Annotated in this window: 26 protein-coding genes; 15 read left to right on the top strand and 11 right to left on the bottom strand. The window is 57.8% G+C overall.

The annotated features are described in order from the left end of the window. Window positions 1-135 precede the first annotated feature (135 nt). Entirely contained in the window at window positions 136-1,716 is a 1,581-nt protein-coding gene (locus BLV81_RS15030; RefSeq protein ID WP_092357651.1) for an isocitrate lyase, read from the top strand. A 111-nt stretch (window positions 1,717-1,827) separates the two neighbouring features. On the opposite strand, the gene BLV81_RS15035 is transcribed toward BLV81_RS15030, so the two are convergent. The 4 genes from BLV81_RS15035 to BLV81_RS15050 all read right to left on the bottom strand — a co-directional run bounded on the left by BLV81_RS15035 (window position 1,828) and on the right by BLV81_RS15050 (window position 5,279). Next, window positions 1,828-2,352 (bottom strand): DUF1697 domain-containing protein, encoded by a 525-nt coding sequence (locus tag BLV81_RS15035; protein ID WP_092357653.1) that lies wholly within the window; start codon window positions 2,350-2,352, stop codon window positions 1,828-1,830. A gap of 3 nt (window positions 2,353-2,355) precedes the next feature. Beyond that, on the bottom strand, window positions 2,356-2,961 hold the full coding sequence (locus BLV81_RS15040) for a pyridoxamine 5'-phosphate oxidase family protein (protein WP_092357655.1): 606 nt from the start codon (window positions 2,959-2,961) through the stop codon (window positions 2,356-2,358). 34 nt (window positions 2,962-2,995) lie between these two features. After that, entirely contained in the window at window positions 2,996-3,430 is a 435-nt protein-coding gene (locus BLV81_RS15045; RefSeq protein WP_092357732.1) for a hypothetical protein, read from the bottom strand. A gap of 118 nt (window positions 3,431-3,548) precedes the next feature. Beyond that, a complete protein-coding gene (locus tag BLV81_RS15050; RefSeq protein ID WP_092357657.1) occupies window positions 3,549-5,279 on the bottom strand; it encodes a CocE/NonD family hydrolase in 1,731 nt (576 codons plus the stop codon). A 262-nt stretch (window positions 5,280-5,541) separates the two neighbouring features. Here BLV81_RS15050 and BLV81_RS15055 point away from each other — a divergent pair, with 262 nt between their 5' ends. Next, window positions 5,542-6,429: an alpha/beta fold hydrolase gene (locus BLV81_RS15055; RefSeq protein ID WP_092357659.1), complete on the top strand. Its 888-nt coding sequence runs from the start codon at window positions 5,542-5,544 to the stop codon at window positions 6,427-6,429. A gap of 14 nt (window positions 6,430-6,443) precedes the next feature. Here the strand turns inward: BLV81_RS15055 and BLV81_RS15060 are convergent, their stop codons facing one another. The 5 genes from BLV81_RS15060 to BLV81_RS15080 form a co-directional block, all read right to left on the bottom strand. Beyond that, window positions 6,444-6,938 carry a DinB family protein gene (locus BLV81_RS15060; protein WP_092357661.1) on the bottom strand — a complete coding sequence of 165 codons (495 nt, stop codon included), beginning with the start codon at window positions 6,936-6,938 and terminating at the stop codon, window positions 6,444-6,446. A 135-nt stretch (window positions 6,939-7,073) separates the two neighbouring features. Beyond that, complete coding sequence (locus BLV81_RS15065; protein WP_092357663.1) at window positions 7,074-7,844, bottom strand: slipin family protein; 771 nt, start codon at window positions 7,842-7,844, stop codon at window positions 7,074-7,076. Between the two features lie 168 nt (window positions 7,845-8,012). Further along, complete coding sequence (locus BLV81_RS15070) at window positions 8,013-8,600, bottom strand: 2OG-Fe(II) oxygenase (RefSeq protein WP_255365239.1); 588 nt, start codon at window positions 8,598-8,600, stop codon at window positions 8,013-8,015. A 259-nt stretch (window positions 8,601-8,859) separates the two neighbouring features. Further along, on the bottom strand, window positions 8,860-9,546 hold the full coding sequence (locus BLV81_RS15075; RefSeq protein ID WP_092357667.1) for a Fe2+-dependent dioxygenase: 687 nt from the start codon (window positions 9,544-9,546) through the stop codon (window positions 8,860-8,862). A 30-nt stretch (window positions 9,547-9,576) separates the two neighbouring features. Further along, window positions 9,577-11,811, bottom strand: coding sequence for a TonB-dependent receptor (locus tag BLV81_RS15080; protein WP_092357669.1), 2,235 nt, complete (start codon window positions 11,809-11,811; stop codon window positions 9,577-9,579). Between the two features lie 568 nt (window positions 11,812-12,379). Between BLV81_RS15080 and BLV81_RS15085 the strand changes: the two genes are divergently transcribed. Together BLV81_RS15085 and BLV81_RS15090 are read left to right on the top strand one after the other, a co-directional pair. Then, window positions 12,380-13,405, top strand: a complete 1,026-nt coding sequence (locus BLV81_RS15085) for a patatin-like phospholipase family protein (protein WP_092357671.1) — start codon at window positions 12,380-12,382, stop codon at window positions 13,403-13,405. Between the two features lie 29 nt (window positions 13,406-13,434). Further along, window positions 13,435-14,346, top strand: a complete 912-nt coding sequence (locus tag BLV81_RS15090) for an alpha/beta fold hydrolase (RefSeq protein ID WP_092357734.1) — start codon at window positions 13,435-13,437, stop codon at window positions 14,344-14,346. On the opposite strand, the gene BLV81_RS15095 is transcribed toward BLV81_RS15090, so the two are convergent. Continuing rightward, entirely contained in the window at window positions 14,339-14,968 is a 630-nt protein-coding gene (locus BLV81_RS15095; protein WP_092357673.1) for a TetR/AcrR family transcriptional regulator, read from the bottom strand. The genes BLV81_RS15090 and BLV81_RS15095 overlap by 8 nt on opposite strands. 121 nt (window positions 14,969-15,089) lie before the next feature. On the opposite strand from BLV81_RS15095, the gene BLV81_RS15100 reads away from it, so the two are divergent. The 8 genes from BLV81_RS15100 to BLV81_RS15135 all read left to right on the top strand — a co-directional run bounded on the left by BLV81_RS15100 (window position 15,090) and on the right by BLV81_RS15135 (window position 22,684). Next, window positions 15,090-16,145, top strand: coding sequence for an SDR family oxidoreductase (locus tag BLV81_RS15100; RefSeq protein ID WP_092357675.1), 1,056 nt, complete (start codon window positions 15,090-15,092; stop codon window positions 16,143-16,145). 131 nt (window positions 16,146-16,276) lie between these two features. Continuing rightward, the gene (locus BLV81_RS15105) at window positions 16,277-17,107 is read left to right on the top strand and encodes a 3',5'-nucleoside bisphosphate phosphatase (RefSeq protein WP_092357677.1); all 831 of its coding nucleotides are present in this window, start codon (window positions 16,277-16,279) and stop codon (window positions 17,105-17,107) included. Window positions 17,108-17,336: 229 nt separating this feature from the next. Beyond that, window positions 17,337-17,837 carry a hypothetical protein gene (locus tag BLV81_RS15110; protein ID WP_092357736.1) on the top strand — a complete coding sequence of 167 codons (501 nt, stop codon included), beginning with the start codon at window positions 17,337-17,339 and terminating at the stop codon, window positions 17,835-17,837. Window positions 17,838-18,036: 199 nt separating this feature from the next. Beyond that, window positions 18,037-19,212 carry a cytochrome c oxidase subunit II gene (locus tag BLV81_RS15115; protein ID WP_092357679.1) on the top strand — a complete coding sequence of 392 codons (1,176 nt, stop codon included), beginning with the start codon at window positions 18,037-18,039 and terminating at the stop codon, window positions 19,210-19,212. A gap of 30 nt (window positions 19,213-19,242) precedes the next feature. Continuing rightward, a complete protein-coding gene (locus BLV81_RS15120; protein ID WP_092357681.1) occupies window positions 19,243-20,994 on the top strand; it encodes a cytochrome c oxidase subunit I in 1,752 nt (583 codons plus the stop codon). Further along, window positions 20,991-21,632, top strand: a complete 642-nt coding sequence (locus BLV81_RS15125; RefSeq protein WP_092357683.1) for a cytochrome c oxidase subunit 3 family protein — start codon at window positions 20,991-20,993, stop codon at window positions 21,630-21,632. The genes BLV81_RS15120 and BLV81_RS15125 overlap by 4 nt, the downstream gene beginning before the upstream one ends. Window positions 21,633-21,656: 24 nt before the next feature. After that, window positions 21,657-22,361 (top strand): heme-copper oxidase subunit III family protein, encoded by a 705-nt coding sequence (locus BLV81_RS15130; RefSeq protein WP_092357685.1) that lies wholly within the window; start codon window positions 21,657-21,659, stop codon window positions 22,359-22,361. An 8-nt stretch (window positions 22,362-22,369) separates the two neighbouring features. Further along, window positions 22,370-22,684 carry a cytochrome C oxidase subunit IV family protein gene (locus BLV81_RS15135; protein WP_092357687.1) on the top strand — a complete coding sequence of 105 codons (315 nt, stop codon included), beginning with the start codon at window positions 22,370-22,372 and terminating at the stop codon, window positions 22,682-22,684. 24 nt (window positions 22,685-22,708) lie between these two features. Here BLV81_RS15135 and BLV81_RS15140 read toward each other — a convergent pair whose 3' ends face one another. Continuing rightward, on the bottom strand, window positions 22,709-23,848 hold the full coding sequence (locus tag BLV81_RS15140; protein ID WP_092357689.1) for an SLC13 family permease: 1,140 nt from the start codon (window positions 23,846-23,848) through the stop codon (window positions 22,709-22,711). 169 nt (window positions 23,849-24,017) lie between these two features. On the opposite strand from BLV81_RS15140, the gene htpX reads away from it, so the two are divergent. The 3 genes from htpX (at window position 24,018) to BLV81_RS15155 (ending at window position 26,419) form a co-directional block, all read left to right on the top strand. After that, a complete protein-coding gene (htpX, locus tag BLV81_RS15145; RefSeq protein ID WP_092357691.1) occupies window positions 24,018-24,902 on the top strand; it encodes a protease HtpX in 885 nt (294 codons plus the stop codon). A gap of 72 nt (window positions 24,903-24,974) precedes the next feature. Continuing rightward, complete coding sequence (locus BLV81_RS15150) at window positions 24,975-25,598, top strand: L-threonylcarbamoyladenylate synthase (protein ID WP_092357693.1); 624 nt, start codon at window positions 24,975-24,977, stop codon at window positions 25,596-25,598. 161 nt (window positions 25,599-25,759) lie between these two features. Continuing rightward, window positions 25,760-26,419, top strand: coding sequence for a site-2 protease family protein (locus tag BLV81_RS15155; RefSeq protein ID WP_092357695.1), 660 nt, complete (start codon window positions 25,760-25,762; stop codon window positions 26,417-26,419). The last annotated feature ends 36 nt before the right edge of the window (window positions 26,420-26,455 follow it).

The raw sequence follows: 26,455 nt of genomic DNA on the forward strand, positions 1-26,455 counted from the left end.
ATCTAAAAAAACGGCTATTATTGTCCCATGCAGTTTTCTTCGATTTCACCACCCTGGTTTTCGTACGAGGGTGAACAGATGCACCGACACACAATACGTTTTTTTTAACCTTGCTTTATTATCTAGGATATACACATGTCACAATATCAAGACGACATCAAAGCCATTGCCGGCCTGAAAGACAAAGAAGGTAGTGCCTGGAACGCGATTAATCCAGAGTCCGCCGCACGCATGCGCGCCCAGAACAGATTCAAAACCGGTCTGGATATCGCCAAGTACACAGCCAAGATCATGCGCGATGACATGGCAAACTACGACGCTGATTCGTCCAAATACACCCAGTCTTTGGGTTGCTGGCACGGTTTTATCGGTCAACAGAAGATGATTTCCATTAAGAAGCACTTCAATAACACCGACCGTCGCTATCTGTACCTGTCTGGCTGGATGGTTGCTGCGCTGCGCTCTGAATTCGGGCCGTTGCCTGACCAGTCCATGCACGAGAAGACTGCCGTAGCCGACCTGATCAGAGAGCTGTACACGTTCTTGCGTCAAGCCGATGCACGTGAGCTGGGCGGTTTATTCCGCCAATTAGACGCTGCTCAAGGCGCTGCCAAGCAAGCGATCCAGGACAAAATTGATAGCCACGTCACCCACGTTGTGCCCATCATTGCCGATATCGATGCCGGTTTCGGCAATGCTGAAGCGACCTACCTGATGGCTAAGCAGATGATTGAAGCGGGTGCATGCTGTATCCAGATAGAAAACCAGGTTTCCGATGAAAAGCAGTGCGGCCATCAAGACGGTAAAGTAACTGTTCCTCACGAAGACTTCCTGGCGAAGATCCGTGCGGTACGTTACGCGTTCCTGGAACTGGGTGTGGACGACGGCGTGATCGTGGCGCGTACCGACTCATTGGGTGCAGGCTTAACCAAGCAGATCGCGGTAACTCGCGAGCCGGGCGATTTGGGCGATCAATACAACTCCTTCCTGGACGTTGAAGAAGTTTCTACTGAATCCATGAACAACGGCGACGTTGTCATCAAGCGCGACGGCAAGCTTCTCCGCCCTAAGCGTTTGCCTAGCAATTTGTTCCAGTTCCGCGCCGGCACCGGCGAAGAGCGTTGCGTATTGGATTGCATCACATCTCTGCATAACGGCGCCGACTTGCTTTGGATCGAAACCGAGAAGCCGCACATCGCTCAGATCGGCGGCATGGTCAATGCGATTCGTAAAGTTATTCCAAATGCCAAGCTGGTGTACAACAACAGCCCATCATTCAACTGGACACTGAACTTCCGTCAGCAAATTTTCGACATCATGAAAAGCGAAGGCAAAGACGTTTCCGCTTATGATCGCGCTGCACTGATGAGCGTTGAATACGACGCAACTGAATTGGCAATTGCTGCAGATGAAAAAATCCGCACCTTCCAAGCTGATTCAGCGCGTGAAGCCGGTATTTTCCATCACCTGATTACTCTGCCGACTTATCACACTGCCGCGCTGTCTACTGACAACCTGGCAAAAGAATATTTCGGTGACCAGGGCATGCTGGGTTATGTTGCCGGCGTTCAGCGCAAGGAAATCCGCCAGGGTATCGCTTGTGTCAAGCATCAGAATATGGCCGGTTCAGACATCGGCGATGATCACAAAGATTACTTCAGCGGCGAAGCTGCCCTGAAAGCATCTGGTAAAGACAACACGATGAACCAGTTCTGACAACTGGATCCAGTGTGAAAAAAGCTCGCTGCGGCGAGCTTTTTTGGTTAAATTAACGCCTCGCAATCCATGCTTCCTTAGACGGCAAGGACAACAAAAAGCTGGCAGAGCTTAGGTGAGGGGTAGTGCGACGGCCAGCGCGAGCAGCTTGGCCACCGTGTTGATATTGCGCGCAGTAGCGGCGCCGGTTGACGGCGGCAGCTTCAGTTTTGATTTGCCCATGCCTTCGGGATAGTGAATATAGATTTCTTTCTTCCCCGGCTGGACTTGCTCGTTGCCAGGGATGCGCAGCAATTCAAGCCAGCCTTTGGGCAGGTTGCCGCTGCAAAAAACCACCGCGACTTTCGAGGGCTCCGCCGCAGGGAAGGGATTGGCTTTCAGTATGGCGCCCAACTCCGCGGCAGTGCGCAGCAAGACATCGACCGGCTTACCCATCTTTTTGTCCAACGCTTGTTCCAACGCCTGCTGCACGACATCTTCGCCAAGCGGACTGTCGAAGATCACGTTGCCGCTCTGGATATAAGTGCGGACATGGTTGAAGCCCAATCCGCTGCATAAGGCAGCAAGTTCTTTCATTGGCAATATGCCGGTCCCGCCGACATTGATTGCGCGCAAAAGGGCCACGTAAACTGTCATGGTTTAATAGAGGGTCGCTTTCACGCGTTCCGGCAAGTCACGGTCGTAAGCGTCGCCGTCAAAACCGCCGCTGCTCAGGCGCTTCAGGATAGCGCCGGGGCTTGGAAAGCTGGCGCGTTCAATTTGCCGGGCCGGGTCCCACAGTTTTGAGCGCACCACTGCCTTTGAGCAGTGGAAGTAAGTCGCTTCTACCTTGACGATGATGACTGTGCGCGGCAGCTTGCCATCCACCGCGAATCGTTCGAGCAGCGCGGGCTCTGCGGAAATTTCGGCGCGGCCGTTGACGCGCAAGGTTTCGCCGACGCCGGGTACGATGAAAAGCAGCGCGATGCGCGGATCGGCAATGATGTTGCGCAGGGTATCGATACGGTTGTTGCCAGGACGGTCTGGAATCGCCAACGTGCGTTCATCCAGAATCTGGACGAAACCCGGGGCGTCTCCTTTGGGCGAGCAATCCATGCCTTCCGGGCCGCTGGAAGCGAACACCACAAATGGCGAGGCTTTGACAAAGGCCTGGTAGTCTTCGTTCAGGTAATCTATTTCTTTCCACAATGAGCGCTCATGCGGTTTTCCATAAATTTCTTCCAGCTGCTCGATGGTGGTAAGCATATTGTTGAGGTCGATATGACGTTTTCAGTAAGAACTAGGTTTTGAATTTATTCTTGAGAGCGTCAAGTTTCGAGCTTGATGGCGCCTGCCCATTGTCGTCGCCTATCTCCGGGTCATCTTCTTCGGCAAATTCGTCAGCCAGGTTTTTCCAGCCTTTGCTTGCCGCAAAGGCATTGAATTCTTCAGGTGCTTCCAGCACGATCAGTTTGTCGTCCTGCAAACCGAGATCGCCGTGGCCGAAGTCCGGGCCGACATAACCGATCTTGCGCAACTGGCCCAGGACCTGGGCGATCAGTATTTTGTCTTCATACAGACGGTCTTTGCCGATCGCCGAGGCGAAGTCGATATAGACGTCGATGATTCCATAGCCTTCGTCGAAAATGCGAATGGCTTTTATGTTATGACTACGGCCGGTTGCGTCGGTAACGCTGAATGGCCCGCTGAGTTGGATGTCGGTTTCGCTGTTCATCCCGGCAGGATACACCAAATGATCGAGTCGATCCCGACGAACGCCGGCAGTGCCGGCCTGCATTAAAAGGTGGCCAGGCAATTTGCACGGCAAAGCCGCGCAAGTTGCCGTGGCGGCGCTATAAGGTTGGCAAGGTCAAGGTTGATTGTCGGCTCGGATTGAATTCAAAGCGCACGCCAAACCGTTCGCCGGGATTCACCGGAGAGGCATACAGGCTGTCTGCGGTATCCAGCACGACGCCAATATGATGGCCGGCCGGCACATCATATGCCGTGGCCGAGAATTCAATCGGGAAATCGACAGTCTGGCCCGGCGTCGCCCAATGCAGGGTAGTCGCGCCGTGGGTAATCAAGACGCCGATGCCGATGGCGTCCACGTCATACAGATAGGCGACGACTTGCGCACGTGCCTGCGAAGGCGTGACGCGTAAATTCAATTTCGGAATGCCCCTGATTTTTTGCGCGGCGGCGAGCGCCGGCGCCTCATAGCGTACGCCGGCGGCAAGGCTGACTGTCAGCAGAGAGTTGATCACCGGCACATTGAGAGTTTCGCCCAGGGTGGACAGGATAGGAATCAGGCCGCTGCTGGCAGTGGTGTCGAACAGATTCTGGATCAGGTCGGAGTCGGTGCTCTGATTGGGCGCTCTAGAAATGCTTCCTTTGTCGCCTTTGCCGCAGAAGCAACTGAGATCGAAGCGGATCGCGCCACGCGGAGCCAGGTAATAAGTCTGGTTGCTCAACTCGGGCGCAGGCCAGGTCGAAAACGATTCGCGGCGGTCGCTGAATTTGATTTGCATGGTGACCTTGGGCTCGGTATCGACGCCGTTTTGCTCTCCCTTCAGCCAGCGGTTAAACCAGCGATGCGCCTGGTCGTAGGGATAATTGGGAGCGCCCAGCAGAGCGCCGGGCAATTCCGCGGAGGCATGGATGCCCGCGTTAAGCAGCATCTTCTTAGGACCGCTGAGGGCGGCAAACATCGCCAGCGAAGAATTCGGCGTGAACATGTCGTCCTGGAAGTTCTTGCTGATGAACACCGGCGCATTGCGTTTGTTGATGGCTGCCACATAGGTGGATGGCGAGCGCGGTTTGGCCCAGGTAGTGATGTCCGCAATTCTGGCCGCGCTGGTGCTGGGATCAAGCAGGGCTTGTATGTTTTGATTCACTTCTGGCGCGGGCCTGCCGGTGACGCTGCCGGCCAGGCCGAGGACAGTGGCCCAGGTCTGGTTGGGCGAGCCGGCCGTGTAAAGCTGGTCCGCCAGGGTGGCCCAGCCAGACAGGGCGGCCGCGGTCTTGAAGCGTGGATCTTGCCCGAGTGCGATCAGCGACAGGCCGGCGCCGTAGGAAATGCCGCTGGCGGCGACGTTGTTGATGTCGATAGGCGCATTGGCTTGCAGCCAGTCGAGCACCGATGAGACATCGCGCGCATCTTCCGGCGCGGCGACGTCGACCTGCCCTTCGGAAAGATAGAAGCCGCGCGCGGTATAGCTTGCCACGACATAGCCGTCTTGCGCCAGTTTCTGCTGCTGGCCGATATATTCGACACGGCCGGGTGCGGCCCAGCTGGCGATCATCACGATGGCGGGGAATTTCTGATCGCTGCTGCTGCGCTTGGGCAGGAACAGGTTGGCCGCCAATTTGGTGCCGTCGAAACTGGCGATGGTCATGGCGGGGATCCAGCAGGTTCCGTCTATCGGCGAGACAATCCCCGGGGACTGCATGGGCGTGGTGTAGCTTGCCGCTTCCGCCGAACTGGCGTTGCGGCACAACTCGGCATTGGCGGCAGAGGAGGCCAGGCTCAAGCCCAGCGTCAAGACAATTCCAGATAGGATGGACAGAGACGAAATGCGCATGCGACGTTCTCCTTTATTTATGTTTGATTATTCTGTGTCACAGTAAGGCGGGGGCCGGGTTTTGCGGCAAGGAATTGCTGGATGACGATTGCTGCGGTATTAAAACTGCATACATCGGAAAGCTGAATAAAAATGAACGATCGTTCTTTTATTTCTTTTTATTAACCCACGCATCGCATTGCAGCATCAATAAAAAAATTAGAAGATAGCGACTAACTATCGATGCGTACTGTTCACAGTGAAAACAAATCGGAGCAAGGCCATGTTAAAGCGAGTCGATGCCGGCGTTCTGAATGTTGCCTACAACGAGAGCGGGAGCGGCGCTGCCACCGGCCTTACGGTCTTGCTGTTGCACGGTTTTCCATACGATATCCATGCCTACGATGATGTGACGGCGGTGCTGGCCGCAGCAGGTTGCCGCGTCATCACGCCCTATTTGCGCGGCTTCGGGCCGACGCGATTCCTGTCTGCCGATACGCCGCGTTCCGGCCAGCAGGCGGCGCTCGCCCACGACTTGCTGGCATTGATGGATGCTTTGGCGATCCCGGATGCGGTGCTGGCGGGTTATGACTGGGGCGGCCGCGCAGCGTGCATCGTGGCTGCCCTGTGGCCGGCGCGCGCACGCGGCCTGGTGTCCCTGGATGGTTACAACATCCAGGATATTGCCGCATCGGTAAATCCGCAAACGCCGGAAAACGAATTGCGCTACTGGTATCAATACTATTTCCACGGCGAGCGTGGCCGGGCCGGACTGCAACAGGATCGCTACGCGTTTTGCAAATTGCTGTGGCGACTATGGTCGCCCAACTGGCATTTCGATGAGGCGACATACCGGCGCAGCGCCGTCTCTTTCGATAACCCCGATTTCGTTGACGTCGTCATCCATTCCTATCGCCATCGTTTCGGGTTGGCGCCTGGCGATCCGGCGCTTGAGGCAACGGAGTTGCTGCTGGCCGCGCAACCGCCGATCAGCGTACCAACCGTGGTGCTGGACGGCGCCGGCGATGGCGTCAGTTTGAAAGGCGGTTCCGAACAGCACGAGAAATTTTTTACCGGGCCGTATCAGCGCCGGGTGATCCCGGTTGCGGGGCATAATCTGCCGCAGGAGGCGGCGCAAGATTTCGCCGCCGCAATCCTGGATGTGGCGTAAGGAGGCAGAGGGTATTACAGGCGAGCAGCCTCTATTTTTCCAAGCAGCCACTGCAAGCCTGCCAGGTGCTGCTGGTCATGGCTGCACAGATAGTGCACCAGGCCGCGTAGCGTTACGGGGCCATAACCTTCAAATTCGGCGCAGCGCTTGAACTGCTCTTGATGCAGGCTCGACAGCAGTTCAACTGTCTCGGCCCGCGCTGCGCGAAATGCCGCGAAGACCGCGCCAGGATCGGCGGCGGCGTAAGCGCGCTCGCCGGCAAGGGCGTCGCTATCGATCGAAACCAGCAGCGGATTGACTTCAGCTAGCGTTCGTCGGAAGCGCAGTTGATAGCCGTCGATCTCGATATCGCGTACGTGGCAAATCTGTTCGATGGCGGTGAACGGTTCACTCGGCACGCCTTCCCAGGAAGCTGGCGTCCAGTGTCGAAATTCGCTAGGAATGGCGGCAAAGTGCGCTTCCAGCTGCAGCGGGAAAGCGGCGAGGGCGTCGATCGTAATTGGGTGCATTCTTGGCGCGCCGGGAGACGAGGATTTTTGGAAAGCCAATTATATGGCAACGCCAAAAATGCGTCGCGGCACTGCTGAAGTCAGCCCCGCTATTGCGTGGCTAACGTAGCCGATATCGCGCTGTCCAGATGCCCATTACGGCGCCTTTCTTTTATCTCCCAGGATTGCAGACAGCAGGTCCATCGGCAGCGGAAATACGACCGTGGTGTTTTTGTCGGCGCCGATCACTGTCAGCGTTTCCAGGTAGCGCAGCAGGATTGCTTGCGGTTCTTGCGCCAGAACGTGGGCTGCCTGGTAGAGTTTTTCGGATGCCTGCAACTCGCCCTCGGCGTGGATCACCTTGGCGCGCCGTTCGCGTTCCGCTTCAGCTTGCCTTGCGATGGCGCGTATCATCGATTCAGTCAGGTCTACTTGCTTGATTTCGACGTTGGAAACCTTGATGCCCCAGGAGTCGGTTTGCGCATCGAGCGCCAGCTGGATGGCGAGGTTCAGCTTTTCACGCTCGGCCAGCATGTCGTCCAGCTGATGCTTGCCCAGCACCGAGCGCAACATGGTTTGCGACAACTGACTGGTTGCGTTGAAAAAATTGGCTACTTCGACGATGGCTTTCTTGGGGTCGACGACACGGAAATACACCACCGCATTCACCCGCACCGAGACATTGTCGCGCGAGATCACGTCTTGCGTCGGGACTTCCAGCACGACGGTCCGCAAATCCACCCTGACCAGCTGTTGAATGGCAGGAATCAGGAGCACCAGCCCCGGCCCTCTGACGCCGGAAAACCGTCCCAGAGTGAAGATTACGCAACGTTCATATTCCCGAAAAATGTAGACTGCCGCATTCAGCAGGATGATCAATACGAAAATGCATGCGGCTAGGCCGAACCAGGCGAAATTCCAGGGCATTTTCTGCCTCCTTCCTTATCGAGGATGAGCGTGCGCTGCTTGCCCGGCAAGCGGATAGATCGGGCAGCAAGCGGCAAGTCATACAAACAGTATAGGTCACCGTGCGCTACATGGACATACCGGGCGCAGCGCATGGCCCAGGATGAATCGAGGTTTCTCAATTCGCAACTAGTTGCCTAAGGTGGGCCGCCGTCTGAACCAACCTGCAAGGGACAGGCGCTCACGCGTCGCCGGGAGTACTTCGTGCAGCATGTCAGCCGACAGGAACAGCACCAGACGGCTGCCTAGCGGCGCAATATCCTGCGTGCGCTCGCCCTGCGGATGCAAACGCAAGGCGCCGCCTTGTTCCGGCAGCCAGCCGTGATTGAGGTAGATGACGACCGACACCGTGCGGCAGTCGTCGTCGCGGAAGCGGTCCAGATGGGGCTGGTAAGAGGCGCCCGGCGCGTAAAGCGCAAAATGGCTTTCATACTCCGCCAGCCCCAGGTAAAGCGTGCGGTTGAGCGCTATGCGCAAGTTCTCCATGATGTGCAGATAGCGGTCGCATGCCGCCGATTGTCCGGCTTTCAGCCAAAGAATCTGGTCGCCGCGGATATCGGTCCGTATCGTTTGCGCCGTGCCGCGGCCCACCCTGGCTGCATGCAGGGCGCCGCCGGCTGCCAGCAAATGACATTCGGCGGCCAGTTCCAGTGTCAGTTGCGCCGGCAAGAAGATGTTTTGCTGTGACCAGCCATGCTCGACCAAATCATCGGCCAAATGCAGCTGCAGCGCCTCGCTGAGGTACTCGGGGGAAACTGGGGACTCCGAAAACATCGCGACCACTCTTTGCTGGAAAAGGTGCGTTAACTGCAAATCGTCAAGAGTCCGGGAGCGCTGCCGGAAATGCCGCCGGGAATGATGTTTCAACGATGCCGCCATCAGCAGTTCGCACAAGCGAATCGTGAGGCTGGCCAACCAGTGTAACACTGCAGCGGATTGAGGCTTGCCGCGGTGCCAGGTGACCTGCAGCTGCCCCTCAGGTCTCGCTCCATTGCCGCATCAGGTTGTGATAACAGCCGATCAAGGTGCGTCGCGCCTGTTCGTCGGCGTCGGTCTGATTCAGTTTCTGGATAGCGTTATCCATGTCGAACAGCATGCTGCGTTGCGCATCGTCGCGCACCAGGCTTTGCACCCAGAAAAAACAGGCGGTGCGTACGCCGCGCGTGATCGGCGTCACCTGATGCAGGCTGGTGGCCGGATAAATCACCATATCGCCGGCAGCCAGTTTTACCGAGTGCATGCCATAGCTGTCTTCAATTTGCAGCTCGCCGCCGTCGTAGGAGGCCGGGTCCGACAAGAACAGGGTGGCGGAGATGTCGGTGCGCAGCTTGCGGCCGTCACGCGGATGGATCCGCACGCTGCCGTCGACATGGGCGCCGAAGGCCATGCCTTCGCCGTAGCGGTTGAACATCGGCGGGTAGACCGTATTCGGCAGCGCTGCGCTGATAAAGCGCGGGTGGCGCTCCAATACCTCCAGGATGATCTGCTGGCATTGCAACGCCACTGCGGAGCGTTCATCGATCTGCTGATTGAACTTGAGCGCCGCCCCCTGGTAGCCGGCCGTGACACGGCCGTCGACCCATGCCGCTGCGGCCTGGTCTAACAAGTCACGCACAGCGTCGAGCTGCGGCGGGTTGAGTACTTTGGGAATGGCAATCAGCATGAACGGCTCTTCAAGACTAGGCGTCCCCGATTACATACGATAGTTGAGCGACAGCATGGCGGTGCGGCCATTGCCTGGCACCGCACGTCCGCCGTCGGACTGGATCAGCGCATCGTAATACATCTTGTTGCTCAGGTTGAGCAGATTCAAGCGTATATCGTATTTCGGCTGGGTGTAAGCCAGTGTCGCATCCCAGCGTGTATAGCCGCCGACTTGCACGGTGTTGCCAGGGTTGGCGTAGCGTTCCGACATGTAAGTGGCGCCGCCGCCGACTTCCCAGTGCGGTGCGACCTTGTAGGTGGACCAGGCCGTCAGGGTATTCTTCGGCGTGTTGACAGGGATCTTGCCCAGCGTGCCGTCGAGTCCGGAAGACTGGATCACCTTGGCGTCCAGGTAGGTATAGCCGAGCGCGACTTGCCAATCCTTGGTGATATGCCCGGTGGCGCCGGCGCGTGCGCCATTGACTCTGACCGTGCCGTCCAGTTCGTACACGCCGGTGCTGATCTGGCTGCGTGCGTTCTCTTTCTTGATCTGGAAGATGGCCGAGTTGAGCGACAGCTTGCCGTTGAGCAGATCCCATTTTCCGCCCAGTTCGTAAGAACGGTTCTTTTCCGGATCGAGGTTTTGCTGGCCGGTGGTGCCGGTCAACTGTTCCAGCGACGGGTTGAACGAGGTGCCGTAGGACAGGTAGTAGGACTGCTCGGCGCTTGGCTGCCAGATGCCGCCCAGGCGCACGCTGGTGAAGTTGACCGTCTGCTGGGCAGAGGCGAGGGCGGTGTTCTTGGCGGCCGCAGGCGCATTGGTCGAATTCAGCGAATTGGTGATGCTGGCGATGTACCTGTCGTAGCGCAGGCCGCCGACCAGTTTGAATTCAGGCGTCAGCGTCATGGTGTCGTTGATGTAGGCGGCAATCGTGTTGGCGGAGCCGCCGGCGCGGTTGCCGGCCGGGCTGGCGACATTGCTGCCAGCCGCACTGTAGCCCGGATTTACCAGCGGTACGCAGTCGTTATAACCGGCTGTCGTCGAGGCTGCGTTCAATGCCACGCCGTTGCAACTGCCGTTGCGGTAGTAGCCTTGGTTGTCGTAGCCGTCATGACCGAGTTCCAGGCCCGCCAGCAGCGCATGCCTGATGCCGCCGGTGCTGAGATTGGCAGACAGTTCGGTCTGGTTGAAAATCGAATAGTCGCGGATGTCGCGGTCATGGCTTTGGCCGCGCACATACAAGCTGCTCAAGGGCAGCGCGCTGACAGCCGCCGGCGCCAACGGCTTAAAGCCGGCGGCTGAAACCGTGCCGATAGTGTTAGGCGCAGTCTCTACCGCGCTGGTGCGGACATAGTTGAATTGCGTCTGGTTGCGCAACACGACGTCCGGCGTGATCTTGTGCCTGATGGTGGCGTTCAGCGCTGCGACATCCTGGTTAGTGTGGTCGCTGTTGAGGCCGTAGGCGGTATTGCGGTCGACCGTAGCTGGATGGCCATTGAGCGGCGGCAGGCCGTAATCCGGCATGTCGTGATTGTGCTGCACCAGGGCCGACAAGGTGATTTCAGTCGGGGTGCCGATGCCGAATACATAGGAGCCGGCCAGGCCGAAATCCTGGAGGTCGGTCTGGTCGCGCGTAGTTGCCTTGCCGTTTTGCGCCATAGCCGACAGGCGCAGTGCAGAGGTATCCGACAGCGGACGATTGTAGTCGGCGGTGGTGCGGATCAGGCCGTTGGTGGTGGCCGATGCCGAGACTTCAGTCGATGCATGCAGATTGGCTTTTTTCGTCACCTGGTTGATCACGCCGCCGGTGGAGCCGCGGCCGAACAGCATCGATGACGGGCCCATCAGCACTTCGATTTCATCGATGGCGAAGGTGTCGCGATAGTACTGGCCGCGATCGCGGAAGCCGTCCAGATAGATGTCGGTGCGTGCGGAGAAGCCATTCAAATTAATGTTGTTGCCGATTTGGCCGCCTTCTGCGCCACCCAAGGTAATGCCGGCAACGTTGCGCAGGGCATCCGCCAGCGAGCTCGCGCCTTGCGATTGCATCAGCGCCTTGTTCACCACCACGACCGATTGCGGCACGTCATGCAGATCGGCTGGCAATTTGGTGAGGGAGGTGCCGTTGGCATTGAAGTCGCCGCGGCTGCCTTCTACCTTTACTTCCTGCAGCATTGCTGGTGCGGCGTCTGTTGTCAGGCTTGGGGCTTGTTGTGCGTACAAGGGCAGGGGAGCGGCGAACGCTGCAATCAAGGCAGCGGCAATCGGGTTAAGGCGGTTCATTGGTGTAGTCGTCAAAAAGTTTGGCTTCGATGAGGAAGCAGAATTTTTGGCTGGCTACTGCGGCGTATGAACCCGTTTTGCTGGCTGCCATGTATTGCATTGTAAATGAGGGCGATTTTGTAATCGATTCTTATTTAGATTTAATTGGTGGGCAATTATAAATCAAACTGAACGAAATCCGTCGTCAATTAGTAGTCGGGATAGCCGGAAATTGTAAAAAGAACCGGATTGGCGACAGCTTGTCATATTTCCTATTGTTTCCCTTGTTGACCGGTTCAAGATGGTAATTGCTGGTGTGGTGGCAACATTATTTGATGGTATATGTAATTTTTTTGGCAACAAAAAATGCGTGCGCAGTAGGTGCTTCGTTAATCGGTTCTCATTCAGTCCCAAAACCTGTCAAAAGATGTCAATCGATTACCCATGTAATCCATGTTTTGCGAACGCGACGAGCTAAAGATTGGTAAATTAGGGGAAAAGGAGCGTATGGTCGCGTCTTGTCATCAGCATCAAATAATGTTGAGGCAGGAGCGATTTCAACCGGCGGCAATCTTCAGGACTTATTTTCATGCAAAACAAGATAGTGACTTTGGCATTGCAGGGCGGCGGCTCGCACGGCGCGTTTACCTGGGGCGCCCTGGATCGCCTGCTGGAAGATCCCAGGATTGAGGTCGAGGGCATCAGCGGCGCCAGCGCCGGCGCCATGAATGCGGTAGCGATGAGTTACGGCCTGGCGATCGGCGGCCGTGACGGTGCGCGGCAGGCGCTGGCGGATTTCTGGGATAGCGTCAGCACCAGGGATCTCTACAGTTTCATGCGGCCGGATGCATTGAGCGAGGCCGGGATCGCCGCGCAGGCGACCTCGTCGGCGCTGCTGAAACACATGTTTTCCGTGACCAGGATGTTCTCGCCGTATCAACTCAACCCGTTTGACCTGAACCCCTTGCGCGATATCCTCAGCAAGCAGATTGATTTCGAACGCTTGCGCGCAGAAGGCAAGGTCAAGCTGTTCATCGCCGCAACCCAGGTCAGCACCGGCCGCTTGCGCATATTTCGCAATAGCGATCTGACGCAAGACGCTTTGCTGGCATCGGCTTGCCTGCCATCGATGCACCATGCGGTCGAGATCGACGGCGAGGCTTATTGGGATGGCGGCCTGACCGCAAATCCGCCGATCTTCCCCTTGCTGCACCTGTGCAGCTCGCCCGATATATTGGCGGTGCTGCTGCATCCCTTCCGCCGTCCGCTGACACCCACCGGCACCGACGAGATCGGCCAGCGCTTGAGTGAAATCAGTTTCAGCTCGACCTTTTTTACCGAGCTGGGCGGGCTTGCCTTGGCCAAACGCGAAACCGAGGCCGATCCCGAGGCGCGCGGCAAAATGCATGAACGGCTCAAGGAATTACGCATCCATGTGATCGATTCGGATGCGCTGATGAGCCAGTTGAGCGTCGCCAGCAAACTGAATACCAAAGCGTCCTTCATCCACGCCCTGCGCGACGCCGGCCGTACGCGCGCCGAACACTGGCTGACCGAGAAATTCTCCGGGGCCGAGCTGCAATCCAATTTCAATCTCGAGCAGTTTCTTGCCTAATTTTTTAGCTTAGTGCGCGCGCCATGCAAATGAAAGTATCCCGTTCTGAATTCCTGCCGTTGCGCGGCCAGCGTTATCACGTGCGTCATTGGGGCCGCGCCGGCGCCCCGAAAATTTTCATGATGCATGGCTGGATGGACGTATCGGCCTCGTTCCAATTCGTGGTCGATTGCCTGCGGCGCGACTGGCATGTGATCGCACCGGACTGGCGCGGCTTTGGCCTGACGGCAGGGCCGCCGGTGGACAGTTATTGGTTTCCCGATTACCTGGCCGACCTGGATGCCATCTTGCAGCATTATTCAGCCGATGCGCCGGTCAATCTGCTCGGACACAGCATGGGTGGCTACGCGGTTGGGCTGTACGCCGGCACCCGGCCGCAACGGATCAAGGCGCTGATCAACCTGGAAGGCTTCGGCGGCGAACATCTGTCAGCCGAACTGGCGCCCGCGCGCTATGCCAAATGGCTGGATCAACTGGCTCAAGCGGCTGCCTTGCAGAGTTACCCGGACCAGGCCGCGGTGGGCGCGCGCTTGCAGAAAACCAATCCGCGCCTAAGCGATCAGCGCGCTGCATTTCTGGCCGGGAACTGGTCGCGCCAGAATGATTTGGGGCGCTGGGAAATCCTGGCCGATCCCGCGCATAAAATCATCAATCCGGTGTTGCCGAGAGTGGAAGAAATGCTGGCCTGCTGGCGCGCCACCACGGCGCCGGTGCTATGCGTCGAGGCGGAACATACCAATATGTGGCAATGGATGGGCGGCAAGGAAGTGATGCGCGACCAGATCGACAGCCGCGTCGCCCAGCTGCCGCAAGCCAGGAGCGCGATCGTCGCGGATGCCGGGCATATGTTGCATCACGACCAGCCGCAGGCGCTGGCGGACTTGATTGAACAGTTCCTGCAAGACGAGTCCGTGCAGTCCGGGCGCAATCGGACTAACTGACCGTACTTGCTGCGCTGGCAATCAAGCCACGAAGAAACAACATGATCAGCTTGCCGGCAGGGGCGGGATGGACGGCCGCACGTTGTAATCCAAGTCCGTGGGCCAGGGCCATGAATCCGGCCGCCAGTTGTCCGGGGGCGGCTGGCGGGGTCAGGCCCAGATGTCCAAACAAACGTTCGATAATGCGCCCGAGTGCGTCGCGGTGAGCGTCCCAGACAGCGTTATACGCTGCCGCAAATGCGGGACTGCGGCTGGCATGCAACTGTAACTCGACAGAGAGCATGGCCCAATTGGCGTCGGCATGCAGTGTGGCGCCCCAAGCATCGAGCGCCGCAAACACTTCATCGCCGCTAAGCTCGGTCGCTGCAAGCACTGCCGCGAGCTGCGTCGCCTCAGCCTCCATGTGGGTGCGCAGCAGTTCAAGCAGGAGCGCTTCTTTATCCGCAAAATTTGAATAGAAAGCTCCCTGCGAGTAACCCGCCTCCTCAGCGATATCTCGAATCGACGCTGCCCCGAAGCCGTTCTGCACGAATAATTTTCGTCCCGCCTGAATCAGGCGCTCGCGCGTCTGTGCCTGGCTTTGTTCGCGGTTCAGGCGCTTTGTTGTGGTTTGCCGGGTCATTTTGTCATGTTGTCACGTGAGTAAAATATAATTTCAAATATCAATTGAAATTTGAAGTTCAATTGATATAATTTCGGATATCAACTGATATCTTAAATCTAATCGCCTACTGGGAACAAGCATGAAACTACAAACCGCCTTTGTGACGGGAGCGACCGGGTTGCTTGGCAATAACCTGGTGCGCGAACTGGTGAACCGCGGGGTCGCCGTAAAAGCGCTGGTGCGCTCGCCGGAAAAGGCCGCTCGCCAGTTCGGCAGTCTTGCGGGAATTGAGCTGGTGCATGGCGATATGGCGGACGTCGGCGCGTTCTCTGCCGCTATGAGAGCTTGCGACGTGGTGTTCCATACCGCCGCCTTTTTTCGCGACAATTACAAGGGCGGCCGCCACTGGGAAATGCTCAAGCGTATCAATGTCGACGGCTCGGCAGCACTTATTGCGCAAGCGCATCGCCACGGTGTCCGGCGTTTTGTGCAAACGTCTTCCATCGCGGTGTTGAACGGTGTGCCGGGCAAGGCGATCGATGAAACCAGTCTACGCGACCCGGCAGATGCCGATGATTATTATCGCAGCAAGATTCTGGCCGATCATGCGGTGTCGGACTTCCTTAAAATGCATCCCGAAATGCATGCCTGCTTTATTTTGCCAGGATGGATGTGGGGACCGGGCGACATCGGTCCGACTTCCTCTGGGCAGGTGGCGCTTGACACCGTTCTGGGGAAATTGCCGGGCCTCGTGCCAGGCAGTTTTTCCGTGGTGGACGCCCGCGATGTGGCGCTGGCGCACATCGCCGCCGCAGAGCGGGGCCGCAGCGGCGAGCGTTACCTCGCAGCCGGTCGCCACATGACAATGCGCGAATTGATTCCCATGATAGGTCGGATTGCCAGGGTCGACACGCCGCAACGAATGCTTCCCGTGCCGCTTTTATTTGCGCTCGCCGGCTTGCAGGAAATCTATGCACGCCTCACCGGAAAGCCGATCTTGCTTAGTATTGCCACGGTACAGCTGATGGTCAAAGAAGCCGACCGGACTCGCTTCAGCCACGCCAAGAGCGAACGCGAACTAGGCCTGAAATTCAGGCCGGTCGACGACACCTTGCGTGAAGTCATTGTCTGGTATCGGGAGCACAAATGGCTGCCGGGGTTGCCGGTAGAGGATGACGGCTTGCAGCATCCCTGAGCGGGAGATTGGATGGCAAGCCTGTGTGTAGATTAGTATCCTGGGCGCGAGGATATGTGCGCTCGCAGCATGAGCGCCTCAAGGAGCGTACAATCATGGCATGACTGTTGCTCTCCCTGTACGGATTATTGATGTTGAACGTTGATCTGCATTGCCATTCCACTGTTTCCGACGGCACTTTGGCGCCGGCCGCGGTGGCTGCGCGCGCCAAGGCGAATGGCGTCGATATCTGGGCGCTGACCGATCATGATGAAGTAGACGGCGTCAGCGAAGCGCGGGCAGCTGCGGCGGCACTTGGTTTGCAGTACGTGGCCGGGGTCGAGATCTCGGTTACCTGGGCCAGCCAGACCATCCACATTGTCGGTTTGCAGATCGATGAAACCAATCCCGAGCTGGTGCAAGGCTTGCGCGTAACCCGCGGCGGCCGTGAACGGCGCGCGCATGAAATGGCGGCGCAGCTGGCGACGGCGGGCATTCCCGATGCTTTCGAAGGCGCTTTGAAACATGTCGGTAATCCCGATCTGATATCGCGCACCCATTTTGCCCGCTATCTGGTGGAAATCGGCCGTTGCGCCGATACCAGTGAAGTATTCCGTCATTTCCTGACTGAGGGCAATCCCGGTTATGTGCCGCATCGCTGGGCTTCGCTGGAACAGGCAGTGTGCTGGATTCGCGACGCCGGCGGCGTGGCGGTGGTGGCGCATCCCGGGCGCTACAAATTGAGCGACCTGGCATTCGACGCCTTCTTCAGCGAGTTCAAACAACTCGGCGGCGTCGCAATCGAAGTCATGACCGGCAGCCACACGCCAGACCAATATGCCTATTACGCCAAGGTCGCCGCCAACTATGGTTTCCTGGCCTCGCGTGGCTCCGATTTCCACAGCCCGGCCGAGTCGCGGGTCGATCTTGGCGCTTTACCGCCGTTGCCTGACAGCGTCACGCCGGTTTGGTACAACTGGTAATTCCGTAAGCGGGCATTCTGTAACCCCGCCATCACCCGCCACAACAATTCCTTCGCCAAGTCCTGCATCAGCGATGTTGCCTGCTGCGTCGCAGCATAGTTACTCCCTTTGCATGTCTATGATTCTGTACTACTCTGAAAGAGAGCCTGCAGCAGAGTGTATTGCTCCCGGTCTTGCCATATCTGTAACGATGATGTGGTTGTCGGTTTTTGCCTTTCAGGAGGTCGTCATGGAACTTCACATGCATTCGCATCACTTGGAGAAGCGCTTGCCAGACTGGCCAGCCGCAGCAGTCTCCGGTTTTGCCGCCGGTGCGGTCGTGATGGTGCTGGAATTGCTCTGGTCAACCCTGTTCATGGATACCAGCCCCTGGATCACGGCGCGCATGGTTGCCGCCATCGTACTCGGACCGGATACGATGCAGGCAAGCACCTTCAGTGCCGGCGTGGTAGCGGTGGCCCTTGCTACCCATTACGTGCTGGGCATTGTTTTGGGCCTGATTCTGGCCACCATCATTGCACCTTTCCACTTTGACTCCAGCGTTGGCATGATATTGCTGACCGGCGCTGTGTTCGGCCTGGCCGTCTACCTGTTCAATTTCTACGGCATGGTCCGCTTCTTCTCATGGTTTGCCGACATGCGCGGCTTGGCGACGATGGTTGCCCATTTGATTTTCGGTATGACGGCGGCAATCATTTATTGGAAGCTGGAACGGCCGATAGGACAATAAGGGCGAAGGCCGGTCTGTTGTCGACTGAGGCGTATCAGGGCTACGGCTCTGGTCCGCAGGGCGCAACATGCCGGTCGGGCTGGTTCGCCGCTTGGCGCCGTTGTCGTTCGCAGTTATCGTTTTGAAGCGATCGAACCGTAAATTTCAGTGTGCCTATATTATTTCGGCAGGCTAGGGGCTTGCCAGGGAGAGGATAGCTATGGCCATGGCTGTTGCACTCGTCTTGATGGTGGTTGCCTCGCTGCTGTTCCACTTTTTCAGCCCGTGGTGGGCGACCCCGCTGGCATCGAACTGGCGGCAAATGGACGAGACACTGACCATTACGCTGGTCATCACTGCCATTTTCTTCGTCGTTATCAATCTGCTCATCGTCTACATACTGCTGCGCTTTCGTCATCGCGAAGGGCGGCGTGCAGCCTATCAGCCTGACAACAAGAAACTCGAGCGCTGGCTGATTATCGCCACCAGCATCGCCATCATGGGCTTGCTGGCGCCGGGCCTGTTTGTCTACGCAGCTTACGTCACGGTGCCGGCGAATGCGCTGGATGTCGAGGTCATCGGCCAGCAATGGCAATGGCGGTTTCGCTATCCGGGCGCCAGCGGCAAGCTGGGGCGCTCCAGCGTCGACCTGATCAGCGCCGCCAATCCGTTCGGACTGGATCCTGCCGATCCGGCCGGGCAGGACAATGTGCTGATCAATAACAACGAACTCCATCTGCAAATCAACCAGCCGGTCAGGATGCTGTTGCGATCGCTGGATACGCTGCACGATTTTTATGTGCCGCCGTTTCGCGCCCGCATGAACATGGTGCCGGGCATGGTGACTTCATTCTGGTTCACGCCGGACAAGATCGGCCGCTACGAAGTCTTGTGCGCGCAATTGTGCGGTGTCGGCCATGCCGGCATGCGCGGTTATGTGGTGGTAGAGGACGCTGCGAGTTTTCAAAAATGGCTGAAAGCGCAGCCGACGTTTGCCCAGAGCATGGCGCCGCCTGCGCCGGTTGCTGCGCCTGGCGCCTTCATTGCGGCCGCAGCTGGCGATGCCCTGGTGGCGCAAGGCAAGGCGCTGGCTGAGTCTAAAGCCTGTGTTGCCTGTCATACGGTGGATGGCAGTCCCCGCGTCGGTCCCACCTGGAAGGGTTTGTTCGGTAAAACCGAAACCATGGAGAACGGCGCCACTGCATTGGTGGACGAAGCTTATTTGAAGAATTTTATCCGCAATCCGCAGGCGCGCGTGGTCAAGGGCTTTGCGCCGATGATGCCGAAAATCGAGATGAGCGATGCAGAACTGGAGGCGCTGGTGGCTTACATCAAATCCTATGGTGCGCCGGCAGCAGCACCGTCGACGCAGCAGGCACAGAAATCCGCTCCATAACGCATTTCATCACCTTAATCAGGGAAAGCCATGGCCTACACCGACGACAGCCAACACCATGCACCGCAAGGCTTCTTTCGGAAATACGTCTGGAGCCAGGATCACAAGGTGATTGCGATCCAGTACGCCAGCGTTGCCATCCTGGCAGGCCTGGTGGGGGTAGGGCTGTCGAACCTGATGCGTTTGCAACTGGGGTTCCCCGGAAAATTCGCTTTTATCGATGCACCGCATTACTACCAGTTCATGACCATGCACGGCATGATCATGGTGATCTATCTGCTCACGGCGCTGTTCCTCGGCGGTTTCGGCAACTACCTGATTCCGTTGATGGTGGGCGCGCGCGACATGGCTTTTCCTTACCTGAACATGCTGAGTTTCTGGGTTTACCTGCTCTCGGTGATTGTGCTGATGAGCAGTTTTTTCGTGCCGGGCGGGCCCACCGGCGCCGGCTGGACCCTGTATCCGCCGCAGGCCATCTTGCCGGGCACGCCGGGTTACGAGTGGGGCATCATCCTGATGCTGGTGTCCTTGCTGATCTTTATCGTCGCCGCCACCATGGGCGGCTTGAATTACGTCACCACCGTGCTGCAGTTGCGTACCGAGGGCATGACCTTGCTGCGCATGCCGCTCACCGTATGGGGGATTTTCGTTGCGACCATCCTGGCGCTGCTAGCTTTTCCTGCGTTGTTCGTCAGCGGCATCATGATGCTGCTGGACCGCACGCTGGGCACCAGCTTCTTCATGCCGGCGCTGGTATCGATGGGGCAGATCACCGCTTACAAGGGCGGCAGTCCCTTGCTGTTTCAGCATTTGTTCTGGTTTTTCGGTCATCCCGAGGTGTATATCGTGGCCTTGCCGGCGTTCGGTATTGTGTCGGACCTGATCAGCGTCCATGCGCGCAAAAGCATCTTCGGCTACCGCACCATGGTGTGGGCGATTTTGGCGATCGGGGTGTTGAGCGTGGTGGTGTGGGCGCACCATATGTTCGTCAGCGGCATGAATCCGTACTTCGGCTTCTTCTTTGCGACTACCACGCTGATCATTGCGGTGCCTACCGCCATCAAGGTCTACAACTGGGTGCTGACGCTGTGGAATGGCGATATCCACCTGTCGGTGCCGATGTTGTTTGCACTGGCTTTCATCAGCACCTTTCTGATCGGCGGCCTGACCGGACTGTTTCTCGGTAACGTTAGTGTCGACATCCCGCTTTCCAATACCTATTTCGTGGTGGCGCATTTCCACATGGTGATGGGCGTCTCGCCCTTGCTGGTGATTTTTGGCGGGATTTATCACTGGTATCCGAAGGTAAGCGGCCGCATGCTTAACGAAACGATGGGGAAAGTGCATTTCTGGTTCACTTTCCTCGGCACCTATGCGATCTTCTTCCCCATGCATTACCTCGGCATTCTTGGCATGCCGCGCCGCTACTTTGCCTTCGAGGGTTATAAATTCATTCCCGATTCGGCGCAATCGCTGAACGCCTTCATTACCGTGGTCGCCTTGCTGGTGGCGACGGCGCAACTCTTGTTTATCTTCAATCTGATCTGGAGCGTCTTTCGCGGCAAGCCGGCCTCGCCGAATCCATGGCGCGCGGCGTCGCTGGAGTGGCAGACGCCGGAGACCCCGCCTACCCATGGCAACTGGGGCCTGCAGCTGCCGGTGGTGTATCGCGGTGCGTACACTTACAGCGTGCCGGGCGCGCCACAAGATTTCATCGCGCAAAATGCACCGCCGGTGGCGGGCGATGCTGAATCGCGTATCGCGAAGGAGGCTCTGGCATGAATCAGGCCGCTATTTTGAAACCGCCGGCAGGCGGCTACCTGCAGCCGGGATACGGCCTGGCCGGCAATCAGCGCAGCAGCGCGGTCAGCACCGCCTTGTGGTTGTTCATGGGGGTTGCGACAGCGCTGTTCCTGCTGTTCCTGGCGGCGTATGTAATGCGCATGGACGCCAATGACTGGTCGCCGCTGGCGATGCCATGGCAGCTTTGGCTCAGCACTTCCATGCTGGTGCTGTCCAGCGTTTTGTTGCATGCGGCCGCGGTCGCTGCGCGCGCATTGCAAGTGAAGCGCACCCGTGCTTTGCTGATCACCGCGGGAGTCTGCGGTTTCGCTTTCCTGGGCGTGCAATGGTGGGGGTGGCAAGTTCTGATGGGTCTGCATGTGACGGCCAGCGGCAATCCGGCCGCCAGTTTTTTCTATCTGCTGACGGCCATGCACGGCCTCCATGTGGCGGGCGGACTGCTGGCCTGGGGGCTCACCGCGAATACTGCGTGGCGGCCAGACCGGCACCGGCTTGCCTGGCGTGTCGGACTATGCGCGCGTTACTGGCATTTCCTGCTGGCGGTCTGGGTGGTGTTGTTTGCTGCGCTGGGCTGGCTGACGCCGGAACTGGTAAGGCTGGTTTGCGGTACGCGTTGATGGCGCTGCCATAAAGGAGGATGTATGAGCATGACAACTGCGCCATCACCTGCAACAGCGCCGGTTGCCGGCCGCTGGCGGCAACTGGTGGCGGACTGGTCCTCGGACCGGCAGGCGTTCCAGGTATCGTGGGGCAAGGCGATGATGTGGATTTTCCTGCTGTCCGACACATTCATCTTCAGTTGCTTCCTGATCGGCTACATGACGGTGCGCATCTCCAGCACGATTCCATGGCCCAATCCAAGCCTGGTGTTCGGCCTGAAGATCGGCTCGACCGAGGTGCCGCTCTTGCTGATCGCCATCATGACCTTCGTGCTGATCAGCAGCAGCGGCACCATGGCGATGGCGGTCAATTTCGCTTATCGCCGCGAGCGCGTAAAGGCGGCCATCCTGATGATTGCCACCGCCGGTTTCGGCGTGTGTTTTGTCAGCATGCAGGTCTTCGAATGGAGCAAGTTGATTTTGCAGGAAGGCGTGCGCCCCTGGGGCAATCCGATGGGCGCGCCGCAATTCGGCTCGACCTTTTTCATGATCACCGGTTTTCATGGTTTGCATGTGACTGCGGGCGTTATCTACCTGATTACGGTGGCTGTGCGCCTGCTGCGGGGCCGCTATGACGCAGTTGGCAAGAGCGGCGGGAATTACCAGATTGTCGAAATCGCCGGTTTGTACTGGCACTTTGTCGATCTGGTCTGGGTTTTCATTTTTGCCTTGTTCTATCTCTGGTAGGTGCGCTCATGACTTCCGCCACAGGACAACAACATCCGATCAGCCTGTATCTCAAGATATGGGGCCTGCTGTTCGTGCTCAGCACGCTTTCCTATCTGGTCGATTACTTCAATTTTCACAGCTACCTGCGCTGGACCCTGATCGTGGCCTTGATGCTGATGAAGGCCGGGCTGATCGTCGCCTTCTTCATGCACATGGCCTGGGAGCGCCTGGCGCTGGTTATCGCGATCTTGCTGCCGCCGATGTGCTTGCTGGTGCTGGTGGGCTTGATGGCGACCGAAGCCGATTACACCTTCCTCACCAGGCTTTTGTTCTTCCGCTGAACACTGCGGGTTAGAAGCCGGGATTTAAGCCAGCAGCAGCCACGCAATCAGCGCCGACAAAACCAGGAAGGGACAGGAGTACAGGTGGAAGCGCAGCCACAGATGGCGCTCCGGCGCCATGCGCAGCGCGATGACATTGGCCAGCGAGCCGATCGCCAGGCCGAAACCGCCGCCGTTGACGCCGTAAGCGATCACCTTGTAGGCATCGGAATAATTCACCAACAGGATGGTGGCCGGAACATTGCTGATGACCTGAGAGCCGAGCAGGGCGGTCATAAACAATTCAAACCGGGAAAAATGCGGGATCGCCGCCACCCAGTCCTGGATGAGATGCAACTGCGTCAGCAGGCGGATATCGATGAACATCAGGATAAACACCAGGAGCAGGCTCCAGTCGACTTTAGCGATGATTTCCCGGCAGAATAATAACGCTGCAGCCGCCACGCCAAGCAAGCCCCAGCCAGGATGACCCAGTTCCACCGACGCCACAAACGCCAGGTAGAGCAGCCCGCAAGTCCGCAGCAAGCCGACCCGATAAGAGGCAGGATTGTCTTCCAGTTCAACGTGTATGGTTTGTTTGGGGAAGCAGAACCAGGTCGCCAGCAGCAACAGCAGGAAAATCGCCAGCGCCAGTGGCGCCATTTGCCAGGTGAAGCCCGCAAAGGACAGATGCGAGCGCTGCCACAGCAGGATGTTTTGCGGGTTGCCGATCGGAGTCAGCAATGAGCCGGCATTCACCGCCAATGCTTCAAAGATGACCAGCCGGCCGATCGGCAAGCCGCTGATGCTGCCCAGGCCGACGGTCAGCGGCACCATGATAAACAGCGCGATGTCGTTGGTCAGCACGGTTGACAATAGGGCGGATGCCGCCACCAGGAAGATGGCCAGCCCCCGTTCCTGCTGCAACCGGTTGATGATGGTTCGTCCCAGGTGTTCCAGATAGCCGCTGACTTCGATGCCCGTGGTCAGCAACAGCATGCCGGCCAGCGTCGCGATGGTGTCCCAGTCGACCCAGGCCCGGTATTCCGTGAATGGCTGTGGCGAAAGAATCGACAGCATGACGGTGGCGATCAGCAACAGGTGCAGCAAGCGATCGCGCAGAAACGGCCGGCTGATTTGACGGATGAAAGATGGCGGCGTGGCTGGTTGAGTGATTTCAAGCATGCGAGTTTTTTGGCGTATCGTGCGAAACGATGGTTTTGTTGTAAAGATATTATTTAAATGTGCTGTTTTGACAGGCCGGCAGTCTGGCATAATTGCTTCCTTAGCCCTTGAAATTCGCGTCGGCGACCTTATTTTATAGAAAGTTCTTTCCCATTCCGGAGTTTTCTACATGAAACGTATTTTCTTGTTCCTCGCTACCAATATCGCTGTGATGTTGGTGATGAGCGTCGTTTTGTCGTTGCTGGGCGTGGACCGTTTCCTGACGCGCGCCGGTCTTAACCTGCCGATGCTGATGGTGTTTTCTCTGGTGGTCGGTTTCACCGGTTCGATTTTCTCGCTGCTGATCAGCAAGCAGATGGCGAAATGGTCGACCGGCGCCCGCGTCATTACCACACCTTCCAATTCGACCGAGCTGTGGCTGGTGGATACCGTGGCCAAACTGGCGCAACGCGCCGGCATCAGCATGCCAGAGGTGGCAGTGTATCAGGGTGATCCGAATGCGTTTGCCACCGGCGCTTTCAAGAACTCTGCGCTGGTCGCGGTTTCCACCGGCCTGCTGGAAAGCATGACCAAGGAAGAAGTCGAAGCGGTACTGGGCCACGAGATCGCCCACGTCGCCAACGGCGACATGGTGACCATGACCTTGATCCAGGGCGTGGTGAATACTTTTGTGGTGTTCCTGTCGCGCGTCATCGGTTATGCTGTCGATCGCGCTTTGTCGCGTGACAATAATGCCGGCCCTGGCATCGGTTACATGGCGACTGTGCTGGTGTCGCAGATCGTGCTGGGGATAGGCGCATCGCTGATAGTCGCCTGGTTTTCGCGCCATCGCGAGTTCCGCGCCGATGCCGGTTCCGCCAGGTTGCTGGGCAGTGCTTTGCCGATGCAGCGGGCGCTGGCCAGGCTGGGCGGAGTTGCGCCGGCGACCCTGCCAGAGTCGATGGCCGCGCTGGGCATCAACGACAAGCCGGGTTTCATGGCGCTGTTTTCCAGCCATCCGCCGATAGAACAACGTATTGCAGCGTTGCGCGATCCGCAAGCGACAGCCCTGTAATTTCTTTATAGTATGCAGGCGGCGCTAGTCCGAAGGCTAGCGCCGCTTTTTCATTTTTTAGAATATCGAGCCATGAGCCAGTTTTTCCAAATACATCCAGACAATCCGCAGCTGCGGCTGATCAAGCAGGCGGTACAAATCATCCAGGCCGGCGGCATCGTCGCGTTGCCGACCGACTGCTGCTATGCGCTGGTGTGCCAGCTGGACAACAAGGATGCGGTCGAGCGCGTTCGGCGTATTCGCGGTGTCGACGACAAGCATCATCTGACCATGCTGTGCCGCGACCTGAGCGAGATTTCGCTGTACGCCAAGGTCGATAACCGCCAGTTCCGCCAGCTGAAAAGCGCAACGCCGGGAGCCTATACCTTCATCCTGGAGGCGACCAAGGAAGTGCCGCGCCGCCTGAGCCATCCGGCGCGCAAGACCATCGGCCTGCGTGTGCCGCAACACAGTATCGTGAATGCGGTGCTGGAGGAACTCGGACAGCCGTTGATCGGCACCACCTTGATTTTGCCGGGTGAAGAACATGCTTTGACCGATCCGGAAGCAGTGCGCGATCAACTGCAAAAGCAAATCGAGCTGGTGATCGACGGCGGCGCCTGCAGCCTGGAGCCGACCACGGTGATTGACCTGACCGGCGATGAACCGGAGCTGATACGGCAGGGACGTGGCGATGCCGGCTTGTTTGGCTTGTGATGGTTGGATCATTGGAAAGTCGGATTGTTAGCTTGCGATAAGGACTCTGTTCCCGATATTCGATACTTGGTCCTTATTGTCTTTTTGAAATTTCCCCGTCCGATACAGCCCGCTTGCGGATCTTTTGTCGCACGCTCGGCCCCTCTGATAGAATCCCGCCCATGAATGATCTTATCCAAACCGTCGCAGTGTATGCCTTGCCCGTGCTGTTCGCGATCACGCTGCATGAAGCCGCGCATGCCTACGCCGCCAAGTATTTCGGCGATTCCACCGCCTATATGCTGGGCCGCATGAGTCTCAATCCGATCAAGCATATCGATCCGTTCGGCACCATCCTGATTCCGATATTGCTGTATTTCTCTACCGGCGGCGCCTTTCTGTTCGGCTATGCCAAGCCGGTGCCGATTAATTTCGGTCAATTGCGCAAGCCCAAGCGCGACATGGCCTGGGTCGCGCTGGCGGGGCCGGCGGCGAATTTCGTGATGGCGCTGATCTGGCTGCTGGTGCTGATCGGGCTGGCGGCGTTTCGGGTGCAGGAGGACTTCTTTGCCTTGATGGCGCGTGCCGGCATCCTGACCAACCTGGTGATGTTTGCCTTCAATCTGTTCCCGATCCCGCCTTTGGATGGCGGCCGCATCCTGACCAGTTTGCTGCCGAATAAATACGCCTATAAATTTGCGCAGATCGAACCATACGGTTTCTTCATCGTGATGGCGCTGGTGCTGCTGAAAGTATTGTATTTCTGGATGACGCCGGTGATGTCGATTGCTCGTATCGCCTTGCAATGGATAGTGTCGCCGCTGCTATTGTTGTTAAACTGAATTTGATCCCATTTTATTCTGACCGCTCACACTAAC

This window comes from Collimonas sp. OK242 (assembly GCF_900107095.1).
Classification (GTDB): Bacteria; Pseudomonadota; Gammaproteobacteria; order Burkholderiales; family Burkholderiaceae_D; genus Collimonas.